This window comes from Burkholderia sp. LA-2-3-30-S1-D2 (genome assembly GCF_001523915.2).
GTDB classification, from domain to species: domain Bacteria; phylum Pseudomonadota; class Gammaproteobacteria; order Burkholderiales; family Burkholderiaceae; genus Burkholderia; species Burkholderia diffusa.
On record NZ_CP013385.1, the window covers coordinates 502,764 to 525,224 of the forward strand.

At 66.5% G+C, this 22,461-nt stretch carries 24 protein-coding genes and 3 pseudogenes; 12 read left to right on the plus strand and 15 right to left on the minus strand.

All coding sequences use genetic code 11. The annotated features are described in order from the left end of the window. Nucleotides 1-72: 72 nt before the first annotated feature. A complete protein-coding gene (locus tag WS66_RS31335) occupies nt 73-1,164 on the plus strand; it encodes an IS630 family transposase (protein ID WP_108064618.1) in 1,092 nt (363 codons plus the stop codon). Between the two features lie 192 nt (nt 1,165-1,356). Here WS66_RS31335 and WS66_RS34580 read toward each other — a convergent pair whose 3' ends face one another. After that, on the minus strand, nt 1,357-1,512 hold the full coding sequence (locus WS66_RS34580; protein WP_236872990.1) for a hypothetical protein: 156 nt from the start codon (nt 1,510-1,512) through the stop codon (nt 1,357-1,359). A 424-nt stretch (nt 1,513-1,936) separates the two neighbouring features. Between WS66_RS34580 and WS66_RS31345 the strand changes: the two genes are divergently transcribed. Further along, on the plus strand, nt 1,937-2,335 hold the full coding sequence (locus tag WS66_RS31345; protein ID WP_082728987.1) for a DMT family transporter: 399 nt from the start codon (nt 1,937-1,939) through the stop codon (nt 2,333-2,335). Here WS66_RS31345 and WS66_RS31350 read toward each other — a convergent pair. The 3 genes from WS66_RS31350 to WS66_RS31360 all read right to left on the minus strand — a co-directional run bounded on the left by WS66_RS31350 (nt 2,278) and on the right by WS66_RS31360 (nt 4,224). Next, nucleotides 2,278-3,413, minus strand: a protein-coding gene (locus tag WS66_RS31350) for an IS3 family transposase (protein ID WP_442859304.1) whose coding sequence is annotated in 2 segments (ribosomal slippage) — nt 2,278-3,149 and nt 3,149-3,413 — 1,137 coding nt in all. Because the reading frame shifts where the segments join, the coding sequence is not laid out codon by codon here. The two genes, WS66_RS31345 and WS66_RS31350, sit on opposite strands and share 58 nt — an antisense overlap. A 33-nt stretch (nt 3,414-3,446) precedes the next feature. Then, entirely contained in the window at nt 3,447-3,728 is a 282-nt protein-coding gene (locus WS66_RS34585; protein WP_082729019.1) for a hypothetical protein, read from the minus strand. A gap of 193 nt (nt 3,729-3,921) precedes the next feature. Continuing rightward, complete coding sequence (locus WS66_RS31360; RefSeq protein WP_059606002.1) at nt 3,922-4,224, minus strand: hypothetical protein; 303 nt, start codon at nt 4,222-4,224, stop codon at nt 3,922-3,924. 154 nt (nt 4,225-4,378) lie between these two features. On the opposite strand from WS66_RS31360, the gene WS66_RS31365 reads away from it, so the two are divergent. The 5 genes from WS66_RS31365 to WS66_RS31385 all read left to right on the plus strand — a co-directional run bounded on the left by WS66_RS31365 (nt 4,379) and on the right by WS66_RS31385 (nt 8,130). After that, nucleotides 4,379-4,633 (plus strand): hypothetical protein, encoded by a 255-nt coding sequence (locus WS66_RS31365; RefSeq protein WP_059605987.1) that lies wholly within the window; start codon nt 4,379-4,381, stop codon nt 4,631-4,633. Between the two features lie 87 nt (nt 4,634-4,720). Then, on the plus strand, nt 4,721-5,152 hold the full coding sequence (locus WS66_RS31370; RefSeq protein ID WP_059605984.1) for a CBS domain-containing protein: 432 nt from the start codon (nt 4,721-4,723) through the stop codon (nt 5,150-5,152). Between the two features lie 90 nt (nt 5,153-5,242). Next, a complete protein-coding gene (locus WS66_RS31375) occupies nt 5,243-5,722 on the plus strand; it encodes a PRC-barrel domain-containing protein (protein ID WP_059605981.1) in 480 nt (159 codons plus the stop codon). A 278-nt stretch (nt 5,723-6,000) separates the two neighbouring features. Then, complete coding sequence (locus tag WS66_RS31380) at nt 6,001-7,296, plus strand: MFS transporter (protein ID WP_059605978.1); 1,296 nt, start codon at nt 6,001-6,003, stop codon at nt 7,294-7,296. Nucleotides 7,297-7,347: 51 nt separating this feature from the next. Next, entirely contained in the window at nt 7,348-8,130 is a 783-nt protein-coding gene (locus tag WS66_RS31385) for a substrate-binding domain-containing protein (protein WP_059605976.1), read from the plus strand. A 24-nt stretch (nt 8,131-8,154) separates the two neighbouring features. Here WS66_RS31385 and dctA read toward each other — a convergent pair whose 3' ends face one another. Continuing rightward, nucleotides 8,155-9,477, minus strand: a complete 1,323-nt coding sequence (dctA, locus tag WS66_RS31390) for a C4-dicarboxylate transporter DctA (protein ID WP_082729021.1) — start codon at nt 9,475-9,477, stop codon at nt 8,155-8,157. A gap of 43 nt (nt 9,478-9,520) precedes the next feature. Further along, entirely contained in the window at nt 9,521-10,444 is a 924-nt protein-coding gene (locus WS66_RS31395) for a LysR family transcriptional regulator (RefSeq protein WP_059605973.1), read from the minus strand. A gap of 539 nt (nt 10,445-10,983) precedes the next feature. Between WS66_RS31395 and WS66_RS31400 the strand changes: the two genes are divergently transcribed. Both WS66_RS31400 and WS66_RS34590 read left to right on the plus strand, forming a co-directional pair. Continuing rightward, nucleotides 10,984-11,631, plus strand: a complete 648-nt coding sequence (locus WS66_RS31400; RefSeq protein WP_059605970.1) for a UdgX family uracil-DNA binding protein — start codon at nt 10,984-10,986, stop codon at nt 11,629-11,631. Further along, a complete protein-coding gene (locus tag WS66_RS34590) occupies nt 11,628-11,831 on the plus strand; it encodes a hypothetical protein (protein WP_059605967.1) in 204 nt (67 codons plus the stop codon). Before WS66_RS31400 ends, WS66_RS34590 begins: the two co-directional genes overlap by 4 nt. Nucleotides 11,832-11,952: 121 nt before the next feature. Here the strand turns inward: WS66_RS34590 and WS66_RS31410 are convergent, their stop codons facing one another. The 6 genes and pseudogenes from WS66_RS31410 to WS66_RS31435 form a co-directional block, all read right to left on the minus strand. Further along, a complete protein-coding gene (locus WS66_RS31410; RefSeq protein WP_059605964.1) occupies nt 11,953-12,564 on the minus strand; it encodes a hypothetical protein in 612 nt (203 codons plus the stop codon). A 128-nt stretch (nt 12,565-12,692) separates the two neighbouring features. Next, nucleotides 12,693-12,989: pseudogene (locus tag WS66_RS31415) on the minus strand (hypothetical protein); the annotation flags it as partial. A gap of 112 nt (nt 12,990-13,101) precedes the next feature. Beyond that, on the minus strand, nt 13,102-13,668 hold the full coding sequence (locus WS66_RS31420) for a hypothetical protein (protein ID WP_059605957.1): 567 nt from the start codon (nt 13,666-13,668) through the stop codon (nt 13,102-13,104). 67 nt (nt 13,669-13,735) lie between these two features. Next, on the minus strand, nt 13,736-14,035 hold the full coding sequence (locus WS66_RS31425; protein ID WP_059605954.1) for a DUF2795 domain-containing protein: 300 nt from the start codon (nt 14,033-14,035) through the stop codon (nt 13,736-13,738). A 46-nt stretch (nt 14,036-14,081) separates the two neighbouring features. Further along, nucleotides 14,082-15,110 (minus strand): SDR family oxidoreductase, encoded by a 1,029-nt coding sequence (locus WS66_RS31430; protein WP_059605951.1) that lies wholly within the window; start codon nt 15,108-15,110, stop codon nt 14,082-14,084. A gap of 27 nt (nt 15,111-15,137) precedes the next feature. Continuing rightward, a complete protein-coding gene (locus WS66_RS31435) occupies nt 15,138-15,545 on the minus strand; it encodes a BON domain-containing protein (RefSeq protein WP_059605996.1) in 408 nt (135 codons plus the stop codon). Between the two features lie 243 nt (nt 15,546-15,788). On the opposite strand from WS66_RS31435, the pseudogene WS66_RS31440 reads away from it, so the two are divergent. After that, nucleotides 15,789-16,352, plus strand: a pseudogene (locus tag WS66_RS31440) (glycosyltransferase); the annotation flags it as partial. A gap of 181 nt (nt 16,353-16,533) precedes the next feature. On the opposite strand, the gene WS66_RS31445 reads toward WS66_RS31440, so the two are convergent. After that, on the minus strand, nt 16,534-17,901 hold the full coding sequence (locus WS66_RS31445) for a sigma-54-dependent transcriptional regulator (RefSeq protein ID WP_059605948.1): 1,368 nt from the start codon (nt 17,899-17,901) through the stop codon (nt 16,534-16,536). A 350-nt stretch (nt 17,902-18,251) separates the two neighbouring features. Between WS66_RS31445 and WS66_RS31450 the strand changes: the two genes are divergently transcribed. Further along, the gene (locus WS66_RS31450) at nt 18,252-19,316 is read left to right on the plus strand and encodes a sigma-54 interaction domain-containing protein (protein WP_059605945.1); all 1,065 of its coding nucleotides are present in this window, start codon (nt 18,252-18,254) and stop codon (nt 19,314-19,316) included. 26 nt (nt 19,317-19,342) lie between these two features. On the opposite strand, the pseudogene WS66_RS31455 reads toward WS66_RS31450, so the two are convergent. Together WS66_RS31455 and WS66_RS31460 are read right to left on the minus strand one after the other, a co-directional pair. Continuing rightward, nucleotides 19,343-20,034: pseudogene (locus WS66_RS31455) on the minus strand (glycosyltransferase); the annotation flags it as partial. A gap of 220 nt (nt 20,035-20,254) precedes the next feature. Beyond that, nucleotides 20,255-20,620 carry a hypothetical protein gene (locus tag WS66_RS31460; RefSeq protein ID WP_059605940.1) on the minus strand — a complete coding sequence of 122 codons (366 nt, stop codon included), beginning with the start codon at nt 20,618-20,620 and terminating at the stop codon, nt 20,255-20,257. Nucleotides 20,621-20,871: 251 nt separating this feature from the next. Here WS66_RS31460 and WS66_RS31465 point away from each other — a divergent pair, with 251 nt between their 5' ends. Continuing rightward, on the plus strand, nt 20,872-22,461 hold the full coding sequence (locus WS66_RS31465; protein WP_059605936.1) for a PAS domain-containing hybrid sensor histidine kinase/response regulator: 1,590 nt from the start codon (nt 20,872-20,874) through the stop codon (nt 22,459-22,461).

A 22,461-nucleotide genomic window follows, 5' to 3' on the forward strand; every position in this document is an offset into this window, starting at 1 on the left:
GTGTCCCGTTCCGTTGTTAACTGGTCTATGTTCGCGTAGCATGTTGACGTCAACGGAACGGGAGACGTCAGCATGGTGATGGGACGACCGAAGGCGGAACTGGTGCTGAGCGAAGACGAGCGTTCGCAACTGATGTCGATAGCGCGCTCTCGCTCGATTTCGGCTGCGCTGGTCTCGCGGGCGCGCATCGTGCTGGCGGCGGCTGACGGCGAGCCCAATAGCGCGATCGCGCAACGCCTGCAACTCACGCGTGCCACGGTGGGCAAGTGGCGTCTGCGGTTTCTGGATCAGCGAATCAACGGACTCTACGACGAAGTACGTCCCGGCAAGCCACGCACCATCGACGACGAACGGCTGGCCCAACTGATTCACAAGACCCTGCACACGAAGCCGGCAGATGGATCCACTCACTGGAGCGTGCGCACGATTGCCGCCGAAACCGCCATCTCGCCGACGAGCGTGCACCGTTACTTCAAACTGCTGGGTCTGCAGCCGCACCGAAGTGAAAGCTTCAAGCTCTCGACCGATCAGTTCTTCATCGAGAAACTGCGCGATGTGGTCGGCTTGTACCTCAGTCCGCCGGAGAACGCTCTGGTGCTGTGCGTGGACGAGAAGAGCCAATGTCAGGCGCTCGAGCGCACGCAACCCATGCTGCCGATGGGTTTCGGCTACGTTGAAGGCGTCACTCACGATTACGTCCGTCATGGCACCACGACGCTGTTTGCCGCCCTGAATGTGCTCAATGGCGCCGTGCTCGCTACCTGCAAGCCACGTCATCGACATCAGGAATTCCTGTCGTTTCTGCGCGAAATCGACAAGGCCGTGCCAGCCGAACTCGACGTGCACTGCATCGTCGACAACTACGGCAGTCACAAGCATCCGAAGGTCAAGGCGTGGCTGGCGGCACGCCCCCGCTGGCATATGCATTTCATTCCCACCTACAGTTCGTGGCTCAACCAGGTCGAACGCTTCTTTGCGCTGATCACCGACAAAGCGATCCGTAGAGGCTCGTTCGGCTCGGTCAAACAACTGGTCAAGCGAATCGATCAATTCGTTTCCCACTACAACGAAAACTGCAAACCGTTCGTCTGGACCGCCTCAGCCGATTCCATCCTCGAAAAGCTGCATCGACTTTGCTCGCGAATCAGCGGAACAGGACACTAGTGAACCTTTCCATTACGGTTTGACCCGCTCCCTCAAATAACTCGCACTCCTATTTAATCGATCGTCCGGAAATGTGACCTTCACGAATCGCCGGCTGGATATCGCGAGCCGACCGTGCATCACCGATCAGATGGAGTTGGTCCACGCGCTCGCGCAACGTCGGGATGCACTTCCGCGACAATCGCACGCGCTTCACCGCTTCGAGCAAATATTCGCGGGCGAGCCCGAGTTGTAGCGGCCGTGTTCGTCGGGCGGCGACACCTGCAGCATAACGACGTCGATCCGCAACCGGCCGTCGCGGATCAGCTCTGGAAGTTGCGAGTAATGCGCGGGCAGGATGTCTAGCACCCCGGCGCGCGCAAGCGCGATTCGATCCGCTGCCGCAGTAGGCGACGAAATCGAATGCGTCAACATGCTCGTGAGCCAGGACGTCGGCGAGCCCTATGCCGAGAAAGACGCGGATCCGCTTCAGCCGATCGCATTGGGCGACCAGCGCACGCATTCGCATCACTGGCTCAGCGTGCGACTGGCCCCACATTACGGTGTCGACGAGGCAAATGATAGCGGCTAGACCCTGGCAGTCGCCAGGTGGACGGGCATCTGCGTGCAGCCCGAAATCACGTGTGCCAGCTCGTTCATGCGTGGACGGAGTCGAGGTTCAGGTTGTCTTTATGAGCGCGGGTCGCGCGCGGGGGACCTATCCGTGATTTCGTGGGCGGGGCATATCATGAGGTGTACTTTGGTGATCACTTCCAATCTGAGGGCAAGACGCATGTTTGCCATCTCCAGTCCGTTTGCAGCGTGGTCCATCGTTCTGGCTTCCGGCTTACTGGAAGTTGTGTTCTCCGTGACCATAAAACCCTCTGAGAGCTACACAAATATACTTCCCAGTGGGATATCTGTCGTAGCGGCCGTGCTGAGTGTGTGGCTAATGAGCTTCACATTAAAAGTGCTGCCATTGGGAACCGCGTACGCAGTATGGGCCGGTATTGGTGCTGCTGGCACAGCGTTGGTTGGTATCGTCTGGTTCCATGAACCCATATTGGTGGGTCAGAGGTGGCCTCGCTCGTTCGGACAGTTTTCTGAGAGTTTTAAGTGGAGCGTCCAGGGCGATCATGCTGCCGATTTGATCGCAGGCAGCGTCGCGAAGTATGCCTCATCGGGCGTCTGATCCGCCAGGCTCGAATGAGGCCGTTTGCGGTTGTACAGCTCAATGTATTGGCCAATGGAGCGCCGGGCATGGCTTACCGACTCGTAGGCTCGCAAATAAATTTCTTCGTACTTGATGCTGCGCCACACGCGCTCGACGAACACGTTGTCGCGCCAAGCACCTTTGCCGTCCATCGACAGTCGAATGCCTCGGCCCAGCACCGCCTCGGTGAATGTTCCCGCCGTGAACTGGCTGCCCTGATCGGTGTTCACGATGTCGGGGTGCCCATGGCGGGCGAACGCTTCTTCCAGCGCTTCAACGGCATGCACGGCCTCCAGCGTGATCGCCACGCGGTGCGCGAGGATCTTGCGACTGGCCCAGTCCACCACCGCCGTCAGATACACGAAGCCTCGCGCCATGGGAACGTAGGTCGTGTCGAGTGCCCAGACCTGGTTGGCCCGCTCGATCTTCATGCCGCTCAGCAGATACGGCCAGACCTTGTGCTGCGCGTTGCGCCGACTCGTGTTCGGCTTGCAGTACAGCGCCTCCACGCCCATGCGCTTCATTTGCGTGCGTACGCGGCGCCGGCCGACCTCGTAGCCTTCCCGGCGCAGCAAGCGCGCCAGCATCCGGGCACCGGCAAACGGGAACTCCAGATGCAGTTCGTCGATCCGGCGCATCAGCCGTTGATCGACTTCGCCCACAGGCCGCGCCCGGTAATACGCGCTCGATCTCGCGATACCAACCAGCCGGACTTGCTGCGAAACCGGCAACGCATGGCCACGGTCAATCATCGCTTTGCGCTCAGCAATCCCGCCTTGGTGAGCGCGCCGCTTAAAAAATCATTTTCCAGGCTGAGTTGGCCGATCTTGGCGTGCAGGGTCTTCACGTCTACCGGTGGCTCGCTAGACACCGGGCCAGCCGCACCGAACACGTCGGCCGCGCGCTCCTGCAACTGCCGTTTCCATTCTGTGATCTGGTTCGGATGCACATCGAACTGCTGCGCCAGTTCGGCCAGCGTGCGCTCGCCCTTGACAGCCGCCAGGGCCACTTTCGTTTTGAACGCCGCTGAGTGCGTGCGTCGGGTTCGTTTCGTCATTTCCTCGGTTCCTTTGCCTGCATTATCGCTGGCTCAGGCCCCGGCCGTTCCACTTATCCCGCTGTCCGATTTTGCGCGGCCACCTCTGAACGCCACCGGCGGCACGCCCGTCGGCGACACGTGGATCGGCGGCTCACGTTCCGGCGGCGGCTGCTCTGGCGGATCGCCTTCCGGATCGTGATACGGCTCGGGCGTGCCGGGCGGCAGGTCGTCCGGCGGGGGCGGTTGTGGGTCCGGCCCGACGTCGGGCACAGGCGGCTCGGGCCGGTGCATCGACTGAGCAGGGTTTCGGATGGCGTCTCTGTTCATGGGCATTCGATCGTTGCGCTCTCCTCGCGGAACCGGATCGCGGCGCGGCGCGTTCGCCGCTCGATGCGCCAAGGTCCGCAAGCCGCATGCCGGCCTCTGTCGGCGTTTGCCGCGCGTCGACGCGCCAACGTGCAGGCCGCCGCCCGGCGCGACGTGTCTTCGCTACACCGCGCGCTGCAATTCTTTCAAGACCATCGCGCTACCCGTCGTACGCAGCCATCACGAGCCACAGCTCGTGGTCGTCGTCGCGCACCCGCGCGGCGAGCGCATACGGATCGGTCGGGTCGCACGCGCGCTGCAGCGCGAAGCGCGCCGGCTCCGTCGAGCCGAACGTCTCGTCGAGCGGCCGCACGTCGGCCTTGCCTTCGAACATGCGGCGATCGGGCCGATAGATCAGCGGCTCCTGCTTCCACGTGATGAAGTGGCTTTTCACCGACTCGAACCCTCCGCCACATACGTTGACTTCATAGCGCACGCATGGCCGCCGTTTCGGAATCGTCATCATGCCCTCCCGCTTGATGTGCGCATGCATGCGGCGCGTGGCGCGCCGTGGTGTCGTCGTTGCCGCCGACGCGGCAAGTCGCGTGCCGTCCGGATGCAGCGGGCACGGCCGTTGCGCGAAAACCGCCTCATCGTCACCGACACGGAGCCCTGCCATGAAGGATTCGACCCGTTCCGGCCGCGACGCGCCGGCGCGCGAACCGCGTCCCGCCCCGTCGCCGCCGCTCAAGGACCAGGACCACACGAAAACGCGCCACTCGGAGCGGCATATCGACAAGCAGCTCGAGGACACGTTCCCCGCGAGCGATCCGCCCGCGACCGGCGGCATCACGCGCATCGAACCCGACACGCCGCCGGGCACGCACGACGACGGCCCGTGGCAGGACCCGGCCAGGCGCCGCGACGCATGACCGTCGGCGATTCGACGGACACCCGTGCCAAACGGCACGCCGCTTGCTGAATCGCACGGCCCCGCTTCAAGCCGCCAGGAGGACTCCATGCAACGCGTCAACGAAATCATGTCGCAGGACGTCGTGCACATTGCGCCGACCGACTCGATCCGTCATGCGGCGCAACTGATGGAGCGCTACGACATCGGCGCGCTGCCCGTGTGCGACAACAACCGGCTGATCGGCATGGTCACGGACCGCGACCTCGCGGTGCGCGCGATCTCGGCCGGCAAGCCGCCGGAGACGCGGATCCACGAAGTTGCGTCGGGCCCGATCGAATGGTGTTTCGAGGACGATCCGCTGGACGAGATCCAGCACTACATGGCCGACGCGCAACTGCGCCGCCTGCCCGTCGTCGATCACGACCAGCGCCTCGTCGGCATGCTGTCGCTCGCGGACATCGCGACGCGCACGGCCGGCCCCGCGCGTGACGACGTCGCGAACACGCTCGAAGGCGTGTCGCAACCGAAGCGTACGTGACGGGGCGATCCTCGCCCCGCCCGACAACCCGCGCGACCCGCAGGGTCCATCCCGGGCACGGCCGCGCTCCACGCAACCAGGAGGACAACCATGCAGACTTCCGACCGAGGACAGACGCGCATCATCGGCAAGGGCGCGACGGCGGCCGGCCCAGGCCCCGACGTGATGGCGGCCGACACGCTGGAAGGCGACAAGGTCTACACGACCGATGGCGACGACGTCGGCAAGATCAAGGACATCATGCTCGACGTGCGCTCGGGCCGCGTCGCGTACGCCGTGCTGTCGAGCGGCGGCCTGCTCGGCATCGGCGACAAGCTGCTCGCGATTCCATGGAGCGCACTCACGCTGGACACCGAACGCAAGTGTTTCCTGCTGTCGGTGTCGTCCGAGCGGATCCGCAACGCACCGGGCTTCGACAAGGATCACTGGCCGGCGATGGCGGACCCGCAATGGGCCACGCCGCTGCACGAGTTCTATGGCAGCACGCCGTACTGGAGCGCGGGCGACGAGCTCGGGCTCACCGATCCGACCGAGGAACTGAATGATCCGCGCACGCGCGGGCGGCATTGACCGTTCGTGATTTGCCGGTGGTTCAGGCGACAGCCCCGCGAATGCGGGGCTTTTTTTGGGGTTTTTTGACGGATCGACGAGGCGTGCCGATCCTTTGAGGCCGGCGTCGTCGGTCGCCGGCCGTGCGCGACTGGCGAAGCGCGCTGCCCGATTGATAACCAAACAACATCAATCCTTCCGAAAATCGCACTTATCGTTTTCTCGTCTTCGGGTGAAGATTACCGAAACGACAATCGATCGCTCCCCGCGCATTTCCCGCATTTTCTGGAGACACCCTGATGCACCCCTCGCCCAGCCTTCCGACCGGACGTTCGAAGGCCGCCGCGGTATTCCGCGTAACGGCCGGCAACTTCCTCGAGCAGTTCGACTTCTTCCTGTTCGGCTTCTACGCCACCCAGATCTCCGCCGTATTCTTTCCCGCCGCGAGCGAGTTCGCGTCGCTGATGATGACCTTCGCCGTCTTCGGCGCGGGCTTCCTGATGCGGCCGCTGGGCGCGATCGTGCTGGGTGCGTACATCGACGACGTCGGCCGCCGCAAGGGCCTGATCGTCACGCTGGCCATCATGGCAAGCGGCACGATCCTGATCGCGTTCGTGCCGGGCTACGCGACGATCGGCCTGCTCGCGCCCGCGCTCGTGCTGGTCGGGCGCTTGCTGCAGGGCTTTTCGGCAGGCGCCGAGCTCGGCGGCGTGTCGGTCTATCTCGCCGAGATGGCGACGCCTGGCCGCAAGGGCTTCTACACGAGCTGGCAGTCTGCCAGCCAGCAGGTCGCGATCGTCGTCGCGGCAGCCCTCGGCTTCGCGCTCAATCAATGGCTGAGCACGTCGGCCATCGCCGCGTGGGGCTGGCGCGCGCCGTTCTTCGTCGGCTGCATGATCGTGCCGTTCATCTTCATGCTGCGCCGCAACCTCGAGGAAACGCAGGCGTTCAAGGCCCGCAAGCATCGTCCGGGCATGAAGGAAGTGTTCGGTACGCTGGCGCGCAACTGGGGCGTCGTGGTCGCCGGCATGATGCTGGTCGCCATGACCACCACGAGCTTCTATCTCATCACCGTCTACGCGCCGACCTTCGGCAAGTCGGTCCTGCACCTGAGCACGGCCGACAGCCTGCTCGTGACGCTGTGCGTCGGCGTGTCGAACTTCGTGTGGCTGCCGATCGGCGGCGCCCTGTCCGATCGCATCGGCCGCCGGCCGCTGCTCGTCGGCATGACGCTGCTTGCGATCGCCACCGCGTACCCGGCGCTGTCCCTGCTCGCTCATGCGCCATCGTTCGTCAACATGCTGCTCGTGCTTCTGTGGCTGTCGTTCATGTACGGGATCTACAACGGTGCGATGGTCGTCGCCCTGACGGAAGTGATGCCCGTCGAGGTGCGCGTGGCGGGTTTCTCGCTCGCCTACAGCCTCGCCACGGCCGTGTTCGGCGGCTTTACGCCGGCCATCTCGACGGCGCTCATTCACATGACCGGCGACAAGGCCGCGCCCGGTTACTGGATGAGCCTCGCCGCGGTGTGCGGGCTGCTCGCGACGTTCGCCCTGTATCGCCGGCGGACGGTCACGCTGACGCCGGCGCACTGAAGCCTCATGCCGAACGACCTGTCCCGACTCCACACGGCCAAGACCACGACCATGAAAAACCTGCTCCTGAAACTCTGCGCGACCGCGCTCGTCGCCACCTCGGCGGTCACCGCGAACGTGCAGGCCGCCGACCTGCACGTGATGAGCTCGGGCGGCTTCACCGCCGCCTACAAACTGCTCGGCCCGCGGTTCGCGTCCCACACTGGCAACACACTCGATACCGCGCTCGGCCCGTCGATGGGCAAATCGCCTGAAGCGATTCCGAACCGGCTCGCGCGCGGCGAGCCGGCCGACGCCGTGATCATGGTCGGCTATGCGCTCGACGATCTGATCCGGCAAGGCAAGGTGATCGCCGGATCGCGCGTCGAGCTGGCCGATTCGCGCATCGGCATGGTCGTGCGCGACGGCGTGGCGAAACCCGACATCAGCACGGCCGAAGGCCTCAAGCAGGTTCTGCTGCATGCGAAGTCGATCGCCTACTCGGACAGCGCGAGCGGCGTCTACATCGAGCGGGAGTTGTTCAGGAAGCTCGGCGTCGAGGACCAGGTGAAATCGAAGGCGACCATGGTCCCGCGAATCCCGGTCGCATCCGTGGTCGCGAACGGCGACTACGAGATCGGCTTTCAGCAGGTGAGCGAACTGCTGCCCGTGAAGGGCGCGACCTTCGTCGGGAAGATTCCCGAGTCGCTGCAGTCCGTCACGCGCTTCGCGGCCGGCATCCCCGTGGGCGCGCAGCACCCGCAGGAAGCGAAGGCACTTCTCGACTATCTCGCGTCGCCCGACGTGCAGGCGGAAGTGAAATCGACCGGGCTGGATTCGGTCTCCGCACACTGAGCACGCACGACGGGAAGGTGCGCGTCAGACCGCCTTCCCGTCGGGCCGGGCGCCGGACTCCGCTCCATCGGCGCCATTCGGGCCAACAGGTCCGGTCCCGTTCAGCATCTGCGCGAGACGCGCACGATCGCACGCCCCTTCCCGCATTGAAACGAAGATCACCGCGCACGCGTTGCTGATCACGCTCGTCAGTGCACGCGCCTCGGACATGAAGCGATCGATGCCGACCAGAAGCGCGACGCCGGCAACCGGCAGGTCGGGCATCACGGCGAGCGTCGCGACGAGCGCGACGAGCCCGCTGCCGGACACACCGGCCGCACCCTTCGACGTCAGCAGCATGATGGCCAGCATCGCCGCGATCTGCGGCGCGGAAAGCGTCACATCGCACGCCTGGGCGATGAACAATGCCGCGAGCGTCAGATAGATCGCGGTGCCGTCCAGGTTGAACGAGTAGCCGGCCGGCAGCACGAGCCCCACGACGCCCTTGTCGCAACCGAGCGACTCCAGCTTGACGATCAGCCGCGGCAATACCGGTTCCGTGGACGACGTCGCGAGGACGATCAGCAACTCCTCGCGGATGTAGCGCAACAGCCGCCACAACGCGAAACCGTGCAACCGCACGAGCGGCGCGAGCACCAGCGCGACGAACAGCCCGCAGGCCACGTAGAACGACACCATCAACCGTGCGAGCGAGCCGACCGAACCGATGCCGAAGCGGCCCACCGTGAAGGCCATTGCGCCGAATGCGCCGAGCGGGGCGAGCCGCATGATCATCGCGAGCACGCGAAAGACGATCTGCGCGACGCCGTCGATCAGCGCCAGCACGGGCCGCCCGGCCTGCGGATGCGCGTTCAGCGAAAAACCGAACAGCAGCGACAGCAGCAGCACGGGCAGCACCTCGCCCTGCTGGAACGCCCCGAGCATCGTATCCGGGATCACGCTCAGCGCGAACGCGATGAGTCCGCGCGGTTGCGCATGCTGCGCGTATTGCGCCAGAACGCTCGCGTCGAGATGGCGCACGTCGACGTGCATGCCGGCGCCGGGCCGCAGCACGAACGCGGTGACGAGCCCGAATGCGAGCGCGGCGGCGGTCAGCAGGTAGAACAGCACCAGCGCGCGGACGATCGTGCGCCCGATGGCCTTCCCGTTCGTCAGCGACGTGATGCCGGAGACGATCGTGCAGAACACGATCGGTGCGATCATCATCCGCACGAGACCGACGAATGCGTCGCTGAGCGGCTTGAGCGACGCGCCTGCCGACGGCCAGAAGTGGCCGACGCTGACGCCGAGCGCCATCGCCAGCAGAACCTGCACGTAGAGCGAATGCAGCGGTCTTCCCAGCCTCACGGTGTGGTCTTCCTCGATGTTCCGGTCGTATTCGTCGCATGCATCACTTCGATGCATCGCTGTGTGGCGCACTGCCGCGTCTGGCGTCGACGATCGCCCGGTGAAACTCCTCCGCGGCCGGCGTCAGCGGGCGTCCACGCCGTTTCACGATGCCCACCCGGCGCTTGACCGCCGGTTCGACGAGGGGCACGCTCGTGAGCAGCGGATGGTCGTGTCCGGGCATCGCCATCGACGGCACCGCGGCGACGCCGAGCCCCGCCTCGACCAGCCCGAGCATGGTCGTCACGTGGCGCGTCTCGCACACGCTCGGCGCACGCGGCGCGACGCTCGTCAGTGCCTGATCGAGCAACAAGCGATTGCCGGATGTCTTGTCCACGGACACATACTCGTACTCGTAAAGCTCGTTCCAGGTCACGCGCTTCTTGCGCGCGAGCGGATGATCGCGCCGGCACGCGGCAACGAATCGCTCCTGCAGCAGCAGCTTGAACTCGACCTCGGACTCCTGGCTGCCCATGAAGCTCACACCGAAGTCGGCCTCGCCGCTGATGACGGCACTCAGCACCTCGTTCGCGCTCGCATCGAGCAGCTTGACCCTGATGCGCGGAAAGCGGCGATGATAGCTCGCGATCACGTTCGGCAGAAAGTAGTAGGCCACCGACGGCACGCACGCGATCGTCACGTGACCGAGGCGGCTCGACGAGACGTCGCGGATGCCGAGCAGCGCGACGTCGAGATCGTCCAGCAGTTGCTCGGCGCTCGGCGCGAACACGCGGCCGACCGTCGTCAGCGTGACGCTGCGCGTCGTGCGCTCGAACAGACGCACGCCGAGCGCTTCCTCCAGTTTGTCGATCCGGCGACTCAACGCGGGCTGCGAAATGCTGATCGCCTCGGCGGCCTTCCGGAAGCTTCCCAACTCCACCACCGCGCGAAACGCCTGCAAGTCGGTCAAATCGAAGTTGATTCCCACGGGCCTGGTCTCCGCATCTCTGATGCCGGGTATTTTGCACGATTCGGACAAGCACACCCAGCCGGGAAATGCCCGGCTGCGATGCGCCAGCCGCGCCGCCGTATCGCATGCGACGGGCGAATGCGCTCGGCACGACGACGCCCGTGCCGTTTTACATGTGCCGTGTAAGGCGCCCGATCGGCCACGCCTGATCGTCCGCGGCCACTCGCCGGTTCCGGACAGGTGCGGCGTCAGCGGCACGGCCGCGCATCACGGCAGCAGGTCGCCGGCGTCCGCATCGTCGTAGGGGTCGAATTGTATCGCGGCGCTCTCCCGTAACCGGATGCAGCCTTCCAGCGCCAACTGCACACGCGTTTCAACTGCATGCGGCACGCCGGTTGCTGTACGAAGTGCACAGCGTCGATATGGAAACCGTCAATGCGCGCACTGCCGATATTCAGACCCGGACAGGCCTTCGATCCGCTGGCCGCCCACCGGCGAGCGCGCCGTCGTGCGCACGCCGGCGCGGGCGCGGCGCCGACGGGTGCAGGAAGCACCACATGATGCGCGATGCGTCCGCAAAGCGCGCGGCGCTCTCGCTCGTCGCCGCCGACGATGCACCGGCCACGCTCGACGCCTGCCGCCGCTGCGGGCTGTGGGAACATGCGACGCAGCCAGTGCCCGGTGCGGGGCCGGCTGACGCGCGCATCATGCTGGTCGGCGAGCAGCCGGGCGATCAGGAAGACCGCAGGGGCATCCCGTTCGTCGGCGCGGCGGGCCGCATGCTCGACCGCGCGCTCGACGAAGCCGGGATCGAGCGCACGTCCGTCTATCTGACCAACGCGGTCAAGCACTTCAAATGGGAGCCGCGCGGCAAGCGTCGGCTGCACAAGACGCCCGCGCAGCGAGAGGTCGCCGCGTGCCGCTACTGGCTCGAACGCGAACTCGATGCGATCCGCCCGCGGGTGACTATCGCGCTCGGCGCGACGGCACTGCGCGCGGTGCTGCAGGACAACGAAGCAACGCTCGAGCGCACGCGCAAGCCGGTTCGCTCACCCGACGGCTGTTTCGTCGTCGCAACCTATCACCCGTCCTACGTGCTGCGCACGCGCAGCGCCGATTCGCGCGAGCACGCATACCGGACGCTCGTGGACGCGCTGCGCACTGCGTCGCGCCTCGCGCACGGCGCAGCGGGGGACGCCGAATGAGCGGCCCGCGCGGCAACGACGCGGCGCGGGAAACCACGACCGCCGCATCCACCGCTCAGCCGTGGTACCGAGGGCAGTCGCAGCGACGCGATGCGGGCGGCCAGCCCGGCAGCGGCATCGCATCGAACATGTTCGGGTGGCTGGCGGGCGTGCTGATGGCGGGATCGGTTATCGTGATGGCCGTGGACATGCTGACCTGATCGGAACGATGTGGTTGCGTCAGCAACCGTTCAACCGGGGACGACCGGGACGGCGGGGCAACGATATCGGGCAACCGGGCGGCCGCGCGAGCAGCATGGCCCGGTTGCCCGATCGGCATGGTTACATCATCTTGCCGCGCGACTTTTCGGCACGCGCCGCATCGGCCGCCGACTCGACCTTCTTCACTTCCTCCGGCGGCGGGAGCACCGCCTTGAAGCCCATCGATTCGATCCACATCTCGCGCGCCCAGCCGCGCGTGTGATACAGGTGATGGTCCTCGTCGGCCTCGACTTCATCGTGCGCAGCCTTCAGCGCCTTCGCCGCGTCGCCGTCGCGCAACTGGTCGGCCGCATAGCCGATCAGTTCCCAGTTCAGGTGATCCTTGGTTTCGGCCAGCACCACGCATTCGGCCGCGACGACCTGCGCGACCGCCGGCTCGGCCTGCTTCCTCGCCTGCTCGATCACCTGGACGAGCGACTTGCCGGTCGCCTCCACTGCGGCACGGCCCGGCGACTTCGTATCCGGATCGAGGCCGAGCGTTTCGAATACCTTGCGCAGCACGTCCTGGTGATGCATCGTTTCGCGGTGGTACTTCTCCCATTCCTTGTGCAGGTCCTCGTCGGTCGCGCACTTGAGCGCGGCCTCGTAGATCTTCGCGCCGCCAAGCTCGGTCTCGTATGCCTGGCAGAGCAATTCGAGGATGCCTGCATGCTTCGATTGTCGGTGGGCCATGACTGCTTCTCCGAAAAAACGGGCCGCCCGCGCGGCCCTTGGGTTGAAGCGGACGCGCGTTACTGCGCGCCCACCTTGCGCTGAAGTGCCTCCGCCATGCGGAGGTGATGCCTTAGCGTCGGCAGCGTGGATGTCGCGAACGCGACGATCGCGCCCCTGGTCGCCGAGCAGTCGGGCAGCTTCGGGCTGCCGTGATACGCGGTCACCGACGCGGTATTGACGATGCGCCCGCCCTCCTTCGCGAAACCGATCGCGACCGCGCGGCCGATCCCGCTGTCGCCGTCCGTCACGAGCGCGACCTTGCCGGCCGGCTTGCCGCTGCCGACGTAATCGGCCGCTTCGTCGCGCGGCTTCGGATGCATCTCCCGCTCGCGGCCCGGCTGTTGCGTCTGCGTCTGGGGCGGCGGTGTCCTGGCGATGGTCATGGGTTCCTCCTTGAACGGGTGTCGCGAATGCATCGCAAGCGGCGTGCCGTGTACCGCGCACCGGCCCGCGCGGCGGCACGCCGCGCTTCAGGCGCAGGCGAAAACGACTCGTTCAGCGCGGGCGGCCCTGCGTGGTGCCGTCCGGCCGGCGCACCGGATCGAAGTCGCGCCACTCGCCGTCGTGCCAGTCGCCCTCGACGCGCTCGATCGATTGCGCGCCGGTCGCACGCAGCACGTCTTCCGCGGCGGCCGCGTTCGTCGCCGTCACGCGTGCGGCCAGAATCACGCCGGTTTCGGTATGCGCAAGCGTGCCTTTGCCTTCGGCCTGCTCGCCGCGCATCCGCCCGAGCGCGCCGCCGAATGCGCCGAGATACGCACCGGCGAGCGCGCCGGCGGCCGGCACGAACCAGTAGTGCACGCCGAGCGCATAGACGATCAGCCCGACGATCGCGCCGATCAGCAGCCCGCGCAGCGCGCCGACCATCGCGCCGCGGCCACCCGGCTTCGCGGCCGTATCGGCATATACGTCGCCGCCGATCGGAAAGCGCGCGTGCTGGCCGCCCGGGTTCAGGAAGAAGATCGACACGTCGTCCGGGCCGAACGCGCGCTCGTAAAGGTGGCGCGCGCCACCTTCCGCTTCATGGAACGTCGTGAAGCGTCCTGCGACGATCATCGCCATGTTCGTGCTCCTCGTGACCGTAAGCTGCCGCACACGCGACGGCGTGCGCGACGCGACGTGGCGGCGCTCACATCAGCCGCCCGAGCTCCTTCGATACCGATGCCGGCGTGCCATATTCGCGATCGGGTATCTGTCTGAGCATGTCGATTACGCGCGGGTCGGCGTGCGAGCGCTCCGCGCACTGGACGACTTCCGACTTGCTCGCCGGATAGTCCATCCCCTTCAGCGCCTTCTGCACGTCGACCGGGCCCGGCGCCTTGCCGTGCCCCGTCTGGTGGCCGCCCTTGTCGTGGTCCTGCTGCGTGCGCTCGCCTTCGTGCGCGCGAGCGTGGCTGTATTCGTGGCCCGTATGTTGTCGGGATGACATGTAAACCTCCTGCGAATGAGAAACCGGGATACGGAAAGGAACGCGGTTACGTCGAGGCACGCCGCGCACGTGCCAGCGCGGCCACCACGAGCGCCGCGGCGCCGAGTGCGACCGCACCCGCGACCTTCGGCTGCTGCACCACCGCGTTGTACGTACAGCCGCGCAGCACGGGCCCTTCCATTCCTTCGCGCTCGTGCAGCGCATGGCGGGACTCGTACAGCGCGTTGTCGTCGCGCGGGCGCGCCGGTCGCACCGTGCGCTGGCCGCGCGAGAACAGCGTGGCGGCGACGCGATCGAACAGGCGCGGCGCGTGATAGACACTGGCCGACGTCAGCTTCGCGGCGCCGCCGACAAACAGCGCGCGGCGCGGGTGCGCGGCGGCGAACAGGATCGCGTCGGCGACGAGGTCCGGATCGTAAATCGGCGGCGGCAGCTTCGCCTCGACGTTCATGTAGTTCTTCGCGTGCATCACGAACATCGTGTCGATCGCGGCCGGTTTGATGAGCGTGACGGACACGGGCAGGTGATCCGACTCGATCTCGAGGCGCAGCGAATCGGTGAAGCCCTTCACCGCGTGCTTCGACGCCGCATACGCGCTTTGCAGCGGCACCGGCGCATCGGACGCCTCGCTGCCCATGTTGATGATCGCGCCGCCGTGGAAATCGCTCTTGCGCCGGAAATGGTCCGACGCGACGAGCGAGCCGTGCACGACGCCCCAGTAGTTGGTGTCGAACAGCCGGCGCTGATCCTCGAGCGGCACGGCCGCCGCCGTGCCGAAGATCGACACGCCCGCGTTGTTGACCCACGTATCGAAGCCGCCATAGGTATCGACCGCCTTCGCGGCCGCGCGTTGCAGGTCCTCGAGAACGCCGACGTCGCCGGCGACCGGCACCGCAAGGCCGCCGTGCTGGCGGATTTCCTCGCACAGCGTGTTCAGCGCGGCCTCGTTGCGCGCGAACAGCACCAGCTTCGCCCCGCGCCGTGCCGCCTTGCGCGCGGTGACGAGGCCGATGCCGCTCGTGGCGCCCGTGATCACGATCGTCTGCTCGCCGACCGGTTTGAGCATGCAGTTCATCACTGGACTCCTTCTACGAGGCCGAAGTTATTTCGGGCGGATGGTCAACTGGTTGCGCACGTCCTGCACGCCGTCGATCTGCTTGACGACGCTGACGGCCTGCGTGCGCTGCTGTTCATCCGGCACGCTGCCGGTCAGCATCACGATGCCGTGGCGCGTCTTCACATGAATGTCGCCGGCCGACAGGCCGCTCGTGCCGACCAGCTCGGCTTTCGCCTTGGTCGTGATGGTCGCGTCGCGGATCTTCGTGCCGGTGCTCGAATGCGTCGACGACGACATGGATGACGATGCCGTGCCGTCGTCGCCTGCGGCGAACACGTTCGGCGCGACGGCGATACAGGCAGTGGCCGCGGCGATCGCGACCGCCATGCCGAGACGCTTCGCGGCACGACGGCGGAATCGCGGAGCGCGGGATTGCAACGGGAATACCTTCATCGTGACCTCCTGTCGGGTGATGCCGGCATGGCCGGCGGACATCCGGGTGGCGCAAATCGCGTGCCGCGCGCAATACGCGGCGCGCACGCGCGACGCGCTGACCAGACGCCCTTTCATCCAACGCGTTGTAATTTTTTCGGCACGGGGGCGGGGCATGCGCCCAGCAACGTGGCGGGTATGGTGATTGCCGAAGGGGGACGCAACGGGGCTGGCCGGCGTGGCCCCGATCTCGGGAGCAGCACCATGCAAGGAATCGCGTTGATCGGTGAAGATGCGTCGCCGCTGGGGGTGATCGGCGGCGTGGATGCGGGCGGGCAGAACATCTATGTCGCGAACGTAACGAAGCGCCGAGCGCGTGCAGACGTCGACGTCTGCACGCGCTGCGACAATCCGCACCTGCTGGAAGTTGCGCGGATCGGTCCGCGCATGCGCATGATCCACGTGCCGGTCGGGCCGCCCGCCGATATCGCGAAGAAACGGCTGCTGCCTTATACGGGTACGCTTGCGGACTACATGACGGCGCGCACGCGGCAGGAGCCCGACCCGGTCGACGTGATGCACGCGAACTGCTTCGCGTCGGGCGAGGCCGCGCTACGCGTGAAGGAGCATCTCGGGATTCCGCTCGTCATGACGTTCCATGCGCTCGACCACGCACGCCGGCTGCATCAGAGTGTGACCGACAGTTTCCCCGACGAACGCTTCGCGATCGAGGTCACGCTCGCGCGCCGCGCAGACCGGTTGATCGCGGAGTGCCCGCAGGATGCGCTCGACCGGACCACGCCCTACCGCGCCGATGCCGCGCGCATATGGTCCGCATGTTTCCGCGCCTGTGGCTCGAACGCGGCATCGCGCCCGCGTTCGCGAGCCTGCCATGGATCCTGGGCGAGCGGCGCACGTTGCCGCCGCATGTCGAGCGCATGCGCCGCCGCCTCGACGAAGAAACGCGTCGCCGTGCGGGTGCGCGCGCATGAGCATGTCCGGCACGACATCAGGAATCCGGTTTCTCCACTTCGTCTTCCAGTTGCGCGAGCCGGTTGTAGATCGTCTTCAGGCTGACGTCGAGCACCTCCGCCGCCTGCGCCTTCACGCCGCCGCATTGCGCGATCGTGCCGAGGATCAGCTTGCGGTCGACTTCCTCGAGCGGCGTGCCGAACGGTACCGTCACGCGCTCCTCGTCCGAGTCGACCATGTTCGACAGTTCTTCCATGATCGGCGGCGGCAGCGTGTCGATCACGTCCGCGTCGGTGAAGATGCTCGCGCGCTGCACGAAGTTGCGCAGCTCGCGCACGTTGCCGGGCCACGCGTAGGTCTTCAGTGCTTCGCGCGCGGCCGGCGCGAACCGCAGGTTGCGGCCGCTTTCCTCGTTGTAGCGTTGCAGGAACGCGTCGGCGAGCATCGGGATGTCCTCGCCGCGCTCTCTGAGCGACGGCAGCGGGATCGGAAACACGTTGATCCGGTGATAGAGGTCGGGCCGCAGCTTGCCGTCCGCCATCGCGGCTTCCGGATCGCGGTTGGTGGCCGCGACGATACGCACGTCGACGTCGATCTCGCGCGTCGAGCCGAGCCGCGTGAGCCGCCCGGTTTCCAGCACGCGCAGCAGCTTGACCTGCGATTCGACCGGCATCTCGGTGATTTCGTCGAGGAACAGCGTGCCGCCGTCCGCGCGTTCGAAGAAGCCCTTGTGCTGCCGCTCGGCGCCGGTGAAGCTGCCGCGGTCGTGGCCGAACATCTCGCTCTCGACGAGGTTCGCCGCGATCGCGCCGCAGTTCACCGCGAGGAACGGGCCGCGGCGGCGCAGGCTCAAATCGTGAACCGTCTGCGCGGCGAGCTCCTTGCCCGTGCCCGACTCGCCGGTGAGCAGCACCGACGCTTCGGTGCGCGCGACGCGGCCGATCGCATCGTAGACGGCCTGCATCGCGGGCGAACTGCCGAGCATCCGGCCGAAGCGGCCGAGACGCTTCAGCTCGGAGCGCAATTCGGCGATTTCCTCGTGCAGCGCGGTGGTGCGCGGCACGCGCGCGAAGATGCTGTTCAGCCGCTGCATGTTGAGCGGTTTCACCAGATAGTCGGTCGCGCCGCGCCGCAACGCGTCGATCGCGGTTTCGAGACTTGCGTGACCGGTGGTCAGCACCATTTCGCAATGCGCGTGCTTGGGCAAAGCGTCGAACAGATCCATCCCGTTGCCGTCCGGCAGCACGAGGTCGCACAACACGAGATCGGGGGTGTGCGTCGAAACGAGCGTGCGCGCTTCTTCGAGCGTCGCGGCCGTGTCGCAGGCGAGTTGCTGCGCCTGGGCGAGCGTCGCGAGCATCATGCGCGTATCGGCATCGTCTTCGACGATCAGGACATAAGGCATCGAAGCTCCTTGTGATGCGGCCCCGGCGCCAAGCATCGGCCGAAACCGCGGCTGGCATGCAATGCGGGGCATGACGCCGGTACTTGGCATGCACGTCCGCACTGCACACGAATGAGCAGAATAACTGTCCTGCCATGACAATCGAGTGCTTAGCAGTATAGAAGAAGCACGTCGCGCAATCGGCACTCATCGAATAAATCTATCCGCCGCCGGCGGTGGCATTGCCAGATTCAATCCGCCGATTTCGGCATAAAAGATATGATCTCCACATGAAAAAACGACGCGTGTCGGTCATTTTTTCATCCAGTCTTCGACGGTTTCGGTCAATACTTCCCAACGCGATATCACTCATGTCGAAATCCGACGATGACGGCACGCGACTGTTCGGCCGCTCGCGAACGATTCAGAACTTGCTGCTGAAAGTTTCGCGCGTCGCAAGCACACGCGTCAGCGTGCTGGTGGTCGGCGAGAGCGGCGCCGGCAAGGACATCGTCGCGCGACTCATCCACGACATGAGCCCGCGCCGGCGCGGCCCGTTCGTGCCCGTCAATTGCGGAGCCATTCCGAAAGACATCGCGGAATCCCATTTGTTCGGACATGAGAAAGGCAGCTTCACCGGCGCCGTTGCACAACATGTGGGCATGTTCGAAGCCGCGCGCGGCGGGACGCTGTTTCTCGACGAAATCGCGGAAATGCCGGCGGAATTGCAGGTGAAATTGCTTCGCACGCTCGAGTCGAACACGATCATGCGCGTCGGCGGTCACGAAGCGATTCCGCTCGATGTGCGGATCGTCGCGGCCACTCGTCACGATCCCGTGGAGGCCGTGCGCAGCGGTCGGCTACGCGAGGATCTCTTCTACCGGATCGCGACGATCGCGCTGCACGTGCCCGCGCTGCGGCAGCGCGAGGACGACGTCGGCGACATCGCGCTGCAGATCGTCGAACGGCTGAACGCGCGGCACCGCACGCGCAAGCGTCTGTCGATGCAGGCGATGAAGGCGCTGCGCGCGTATACGTGGCCCGGCAACGTGCGCGAGCTGCGCAACGCGCTGGAGCGTGCGTTCATCCTCGCGGACGAACAGATCGAACTGCAGTTGCCGCGTCGGCAACAGCCGCGAGAGGAAGTCCGACACAATGCGATGACGCTGCATATCGGCACGACGCTCGCGCATACACAGCAGCGCTTCATCGTCGCGTCGCTGCGTCATTTCAACGGCGACAAGCCGCGCACCGCGAAGGCGCTCGGCATCAGCCTGAAGACGCTGTACAACCGCCTCGCGCTATTGCCCGAACACGAGCGCAATGCCGCGAGCGGCGCGCCAGCACCGGCGTCAGGCACGAGTGGTGCAAGTGGTGCAAGTAGTGCCGGCGGCACCGCGAGCGTAGGCGCGCCACCGAGCGCAACGAGCCCGTAAGCACGCCGCCTCGGCGGCTGACTCGCTCACGACGCGACGTCGCACAACGCGCTATCCCATTCACGCACGAACCGTTCGATCCCGAATCGCTCGCACGCATCGCGCTTCGCCGCCGTGCCCACTCGCGCGCGAGGTCCGGATCGCGGATCAACATGCGCATCGCGTCGATCAACACGGCAGGCCGCGTATCGGCGACCCCGTTGCAGCCACTCTTCACGAGCTGTGCCATCTCCGTCGTTGCGAGCGCAACGATTGGCAGCCCGATCGTCATCGCCTCGATCACCGCGAGCCCGAGGCTCGCGTAGCGGATCGGATTGAAGAAGAAGCGGTAGTGCGACAGGAACTGCGGCAGCGCCGGGTTCGGCACCTCGCCGATGCCGCCGAGCTCGTTCGACCCAATGCCCACCAGATCGAGCGGCACGCTGTGACGCACGACCTCGAACAGGTCAGCACCGAGACACCGCCCGCGCCGCGCGATGTTGTTCACGACCGTCACGCCCTTCGGCAGCGTGCCCCGATACTCCACGCCGTCGGGAATCCGCACGCCATGCTCGATCACGCGCGTCGGCGTGACGCCGTTGTCCCACATCAGCGCGTTGAACGGCGTGACGTGCACCAGCAACACGTTCGGGTCTTGCACCGGGTGCAGCGTGTCGGTCGGATGCTCGCGCGGCGTATCGTGTTCGACGAACAGCGCCGGCAACGCACGCTGCGCGTCGGTCCACCGATTGCAAGTCACGTGCCGCCTGGCCTGCCGGCGCGACGGGACGGCACGCCGACGTCAATATTCCGGTCGACGCCGTGAGCCCCGCACCTCGCGCCCGATGCCCGCCGACGGGCGACGCTGATCGGCCACTCGTCGCCGCACGTCTCTTGCCGGGCGTCCCTATCTGCAACGGGATTGCAGTTTTTGCGCAGCCAATCGTCCTGCTATGGCCCTATACGCCGCCCGTGCCGGGTTCCCCCGGCGCGTCCGGATCGTCGATGCCGCCTGGCTCGCTCAGTCGGTCCGTGCGATCCGGCTCGATGTCGGCGGCTTCCTCGAGCCCCGAATCGCCGTCCGCGGACGCGCGCTCGCCGGTGCCCGCGCGGTCCGTATCGCTGTCGAGGGCCGCGTCTCCGCGCTCCAGCGCGTGCTCGTCGAGCGGCGAATCGACGTCGAACGGATAGCGCCGCGCGCCCGCCGTATCGCTGCCGCTGTCGGACGAGTCGCTCGGCCCCAGCGCGCGGCCATCGCGGCCGCGCCGCGCGTTGTCGTCGTCCGGGCCGGCCGGTTCGTTGTCGGGGTTCAGTGTGCTGCTCATATCGATGTCCTCGTGTAGCCGCAAAGCGCCGCGGCGGACCGCACAGAGATGCAATCGCCATGCCGCACCGCCGCCACCGGCAGGATTTCGCACCACGGGCGCCGCGCGGCACAGGCCGTGCGTCCCCATTGATCAGGTGAATTGACCTCCCTTATGCTTTCGGGGTGTCAATCCGATTTGAATGGCCGCCGCCGGCCCGGCCGGCTGCGGCGGGGCGGCGTTCCTCCGCCCGCATCCGACTTGCCGTTCCGATGAAGACAGACGACGCCATTTCCAATCCGCCCCCGCCGCTCGGACCCAACGATGCGCGCGATCTGCGGCACCGCTTCGCCGAGATTCGCTTCGAAACCGTCGTCGGTGCGATTACCGACTACGCGGTGTTCATGCTCGACGCGCACGGCAACGTCGCGACGTGGAACGCGGGCGCCGAGCGCATCAAGGGCTATCGCACGGCCGAGATCGTCGGCCACCATTTCTCGCGTTTCTATCCGCCCGACGCGATCGCGGCCGGGCGGCCCGCATTCGGGCTCCGGGAAGCCGTCGCGCACGGCCACTTCGAGGACGAAGGCTGGCGCGTGCGCAAGGACGGGTCGCTGTTCTGGGCAAGCGTGACGATCACGGCCGTGCGCGACCATGCGGGCCAGCTCGCCGGCTTCATCAAGATCACGCGCGACATGACCGAGCGCAAGCGGCTGGCCGAGCTCGAAGTGTCAACGCACCGGCTCAGCGTGTTCATCGCGATGCTCGCGCACGAGTTGCGCAACCATCTCGCGCCGCTGCGCCATTCGGTCGGCGTGCTGCAGAGCCTGCCCGATCCGGCGCCCGAGCTCGCGCAATGCCGCGACGCCGTGCACCGTCAGGTCGGACACTTGACGCGGCTGGTCGACGACCTGCTCGACGTCGGGCGCATCACCGCCGGCAAGGTCGAACTCGACGACGCGCCGGTGACCGTGCGCGACCTCGTCTGCCGCGGCGTGGAAAGTATCCAGCCGAAGCTGGCCGCGCGCGGGCAGCACATTCGCGTCGATCTGCCGGCCGATCCGCTGGTGGTGCGCGGCGACGCCACGCGGCTCGTTCAGGTGCTGCACAACCTGCTCGACAACGCGTCGAAATTCTCGCCGCAAGGCGGGCGCATCGACGTCGGCGCGCACGCAGAAGGGCCGATCGTCGCGATCCGCGTAACCGATCACGGCGTCGGCATCGCGCCTGGCTCGCTCGAATCGATCTTCGACCTGTTCGAACAGGAAGCCGTCCCGGGCCGGCGCCCGTCGGACGGCTTCGGGCTCGGCCTCGCGATCTGCCGGTCGTTCGTCGAGTTGCACGGCGGGATGATCGCCGCTGAGAGCAGCGGCCCCGGCCATGGCGCGACGTTCACGGTACGGCTGCCGCTCGAGCATGCCACGCGCGCGACGCCGGGCGATGCGCCCGCACCGCGCACAACCGAACAACCGGCCCGTGCGCCGCTGCGCATCCTCATCGTCGACGACAACCGCGACTCCGCCGACACGCTCGCCGTGCTGCTGCAGGTCAAGGGCCACGCGCCGCGCGTCGCGTACAACGCGGACGACGCGCTGGCGCTCGCGGGAGACCTCGTTCCGCACCTGATGCTCGTCGACCTGTCGATGCCCGACGTCGATGGCTTCACGCTGCTGCACCAACTGCGCGCGATCGACGCACTGGCCGGCATGACCTGCGTCGCGCTGTCCGGCCATGGGAGCCCGGCCGACTTCGCGCGCACCGCGAGCGCGGGCTTCGACGATCACCTCGTCAAGCCCGTCGAGATGGCGGTGCTCGACGCGCTGCTGCAGCGCGTCGCCCGCCAGGTTCGCGACGCGCGCTGA

Bases quoted from the DNA above. Each gene is read 5' to 3' on its own strand.
- WS66_RS31420 (WP_059605957.1), bottom strand. From the start codon at position 13,668: ATGGCGATGATCGTCGCAGGACGCTTCACGACGTTCCATGAAGCGGAA.
- WS66_RS31365 (WP_059605987.1), top strand. From the start codon at position 4,379: ATGAAGGATTCGACCCGTTCCGGCCGCGACGCGCCGGCGCGCGAACCG.
- WS66_RS31460 (WP_059605940.1), bottom strand. From the start codon at position 20,620: ATGAGCAGCACACTGAACCCCGACAACGAACCGGCCGGCCCGGACGAC.
- WS66_RS31435 (WP_059605996.1), bottom strand. From the start codon at position 15,545: ATGAAGGTATTCCCGTTGCAATCCCGCGCTCCGCGATTCCGCCGTCGT.
- WS66_RS31445 (WP_059605948.1), bottom strand. From the start codon at position 17,901: ATGCCTTATGTCCTGATCGTCGAAGACGATGCCGATACGCGCATGATG.
- WS66_RS31385 (WP_059605976.1), top strand. From the start codon at position 7,348: ATGAAAAACCTGCTCCTGAAACTCTGCGCGACCGCGCTCGTCGCCACC.
- WS66_RS31465 (WP_059605936.1), top strand. From the start codon at position 20,872: ATGAAGACAGACGACGCCATTTCCAATCCGCCCCCGCCGCTCGGACCC.
- WS66_RS31370 (WP_059605984.1), top strand. From the start codon at position 4,721: ATGCAACGCGTCAACGAAATCATGTCGCAGGACGTCGTGCACATTGCG.
- WS66_RS31335 (WP_108064618.1), top strand. From the start codon at position 73: ATGGTGATGGGACGACCGAAGGCGGAACTGGTGCTGAGCGAAGACGAG.
- WS66_RS34590 (WP_059605967.1), top strand. From the start codon at position 11,628: ATGAGCGGCCCGCGCGGCAACGACGCGGCGCGGGAAACCACGACCGCC.
- WS66_RS31375 (WP_059605981.1), top strand. From the start codon at position 5,243: ATGCAGACTTCCGACCGAGGACAGACGCGCATCATCGGCAAGGGCGCG.
- WS66_RS31345 (WP_082728987.1), top strand. From the start codon at position 1,937: ATGTTTGCCATCTCCAGTCCGTTTGCAGCGTGGTCCATCGTTCTGGCT.
- WS66_RS31360 (WP_059606002.1), bottom strand. From the start codon at position 4,224: ATGACGATTCCGAAACGGCGGCCATGCGTGCGCTATGAAGTCAACGTA.
- WS66_RS34585 (WP_082729019.1), bottom strand. From the start codon at position 3,728: ATGCCCATGAACAGAGACGCCATCCGAAACCCTGCTCAGTCGATGCAC.
- WS66_RS31380 (WP_059605978.1), top strand. From the start codon at position 6,001: ATGCACCCCTCGCCCAGCCTTCCGACCGGACGTTCGAAGGCCGCCGCG.
- WS66_RS31425 (WP_059605954.1), bottom strand. From the start codon at position 14,035: ATGTCATCCCGACAACATACGGGCCACGAATACAGCCACGCTCGCGCG.
- WS66_RS31410 (WP_059605964.1), bottom strand. From the start codon at position 12,564: ATGGCCCACCGACAATCGAAGCATGCAGGCATCCTCGAATTGCTCTGC.
- WS66_RS31400 (WP_059605970.1), top strand. From the start codon at position 10,984: ATGATGCGCGATGCGTCCGCAAAGCGCGCGGCGCTCTCGCTCGTCGCC.
- WS66_RS31430 (WP_059605951.1), bottom strand. From the start codon at position 15,110: ATGAACTGCATGCTCAAACCGGTCGGCGAGCAGACGATCGTGATCACG.
- WS66_RS31450 (WP_059605945.1), top strand. From the start codon at position 18,252: ATGTCGAAATCCGACGATGACGGCACGCGACTGTTCGGCCGCTCGCGA.